This window comes from Faecalispora jeddahensis, from assembly GCF_000577335.1.
Classification (GTDB): domain Bacteria; phylum Bacillota; class Clostridia; order Oscillospirales; family Acutalibacteraceae; genus Faecalispora; species Faecalispora jeddahensis.
This window is the reverse complement of the sequence record NZ_CBYL010000093.1, coordinates 1-1,784: the sequence shown is the minus strand read 5'-3', so window position 1 is coordinate 1,784 and position 1,784 is coordinate 1. Positions and strand designations below refer to the sequence as shown.

Annotated in this window: 2 tRNA genes and 1 rRNA gene; all 3 read right to left on the bottom strand. The window is 53.8% G+C overall.

Going from position 1 to position 1,784, the window contains the following annotated elements:
• Positions 1-4 precede the first annotated feature (4 nt).
• Positions 5-81: transfer RNA gene (locus tag TY09_RS17435), tRNA-Ile, on the bottom strand.
• Between the two features lie 146 nt (positions 82-227).
• A tRNA-Ala gene (locus TY09_RS17430) sits at positions 228-303 on the bottom strand.
• Positions 304-470: 167 nt separating this feature from the next.
• Positions 471-1,784, bottom strand: a 16S ribosomal RNA gene (locus tag TY09_RS17425); the annotation flags it as partial.

Genomic DNA, 1,784 nt, shown 5'->3' with positions numbered 1-1,784 from the left:
CTGGTGGTGGGCTCAAGTGGACTCGAACCACCGACCTCACGCTTATCAGGCGTGTGCTCTAACCAGCTGAGCTATGAGCCCATATCTTCGGCTAGAGGCCGTCGGCTTTTCGCTGCCTCTGTCACCCTTTTGTGCCATGCAAAGCTTTCACTTCGCACAGTTACGCGTGCACTCTGCTTTCCCTTGCGGTATTCTTTGTGCGCGACGTACGTCCAGGCTTAGCCTGGTGGTGGAGATGAACGGAATCGAACCGATGACCCCCTGCTTGCAAAGCAGGTGCTCTCCCAGCTGAGCTACACCCCCATATTCAATTGAACATGAAGCTTCCCTCCGCTGGTGCGGATTCCTTCATTCCCTTGAAGTCCCTTTTCAGGGCCTTCAAAATTAAACAACGATAGTAGACTTGTCAGAACTTCGTAACCTGACCTTTGGATGTCTGACGAAACCGTAGTTCCATCAAGTCTCCATAGAAAGGAGGTGATCCAGCCGCACCTTCCGATACGGCTACCTTGTTACGACTTCACCCCAGTCGCCAATCCTACCTTCGACAACGTCCCCCTTGCGGTTAGACTATTGGCTTCGGGTATTACCGGCTCCCATGGTGTGACGGGCGGTGTGTACAAGGCCCGGGAACGTATTCACCGCGGCATGCTGATCCGCGATTACTAGCAATTCCAACTTCATGTAGGCGGGTTGCAGCCTACAATCCGAACTGAGATCGCTTTTGGGGGTTTGCTCCACCTCGCGGCTTGGCTTCCCTCTGTTAGCGACCATTGTAGTACGTGTGTAGCCCAGGTCATAAGGGGCATGATGATTTGACGTCGTCCCCACCTTCCTCCGTTTTGTCAACGGCAGTCTGATTAGAGTGCTCTTGCGTAGCAACTAATCACAAGGGTTGCGCTCGTTGCGGGACTTAACCCAACATCTCACGACACGAGCTGACGACAACCATGCACCACCTGTCTCAACTTTCCCCGAAGGGCACCTAATGCATCTCTGCCTCGTTAGTTGGATGTCAAGACCTGGTAAGGTTCTTCGCGTTGCTTCGAATTAAACCACATACTCCACTGCTTGTGCGGGCCCCCGTCAATTCCTTTGAGTTTCAACCTTGCGGCCGTACTCCCCAGGTGGATTACTTATTGTGTTAACTCCGGCACGGAAGGGGTCAGACCCCCCACACCTAGTAATCATCGTTTACGGCATGGACTACCAGGGTATCTAATCCTGTTTGCTACCCATGCTTTCGTGCCTCAGCGTCAGTTAAAGCCCAGTAGGCCGCCTTCGCCACTGGTGTTCCTCCCGATCTCTACGCATTTCACCGCTACACCGGGAATTCCGCCTACCTCTACTTCACTCAAGCCTTCCAGTTTCGAACGCAATTTGTGGGTTAAGCCCACAGCTTTCACGCCCGACTTAAAAAGCCGCCTACGCACCCTTTACACCCAGTAAATCCGGACAACGCTTGCTCCCTACGTATTACCGCGGCTGCTGGCACGTAGTTAGCCGGAGCTTCCTCCTTGGCTACCGTCATTATCTTCACCAAGGACAGAGGTTTACAATCCGAAGACCGTCTTCCCTCACGCGGCATTGCTGCATCAGAGTTTCCTCCATTGTGCAATATCCCCCACTGCTGCCTCCCGTAGGAGTCTGGGCCGTGTCTCAGTCCCAATGTGGCCGTTCAGTCTCTCAACCCGGCTACCGATCGTCGCTTTGGTGGGCCTTTACCCCGCCAACTGGCTAATCGGACGCGAGTCCATCTTTCAGCGGATTGCTCCTTTGATACC